This window comes from Pseudomonas sp. AC463 (assembly GCF_979253585.1).
In genome coordinates, this window is record NZ_CEEDDZ010001156.1 from 1 (window position 1) to 237 (window position 237).

Consider the following 237-nt stretch of genomic DNA (forward strand, 5'->3'; position numbering starts at 1 on the left):
CCCAAGAGATGGGCGCAATCAGCGGTATGTTGCTGATGGAGGCGACGGCGGTGACCGATGTTCGGGCCTATTACGGCGCCCTACAGGTGGGGGTGGCGGTCTTTCTCGGTTTGGGTTTGTGGCTGCGCGAGTTGACTAGCCCGGCGCTGACGTTACTGCTGGTGCTCTACGTCAGCCTGGCACTGGGCCGCATTGTCGGTATGTGGCTCGATGGTGGCGCGCAGCAGACCTTCAACC

At 62.4% G+C, this 237-nt stretch carries 1 protein-coding gene; it reads left to right on the forward strand.

Annotation, left to right across the window (positions count from 1 at the left end; all coding sequences use genetic code 11):
- A partial coding sequence (locus AC0IYH_RS33935; RefSeq protein ID WP_471838865.1) for a DUF4345 family protein occupies positions 1-237 on the forward strand: 237 nt, incomplete at both ends.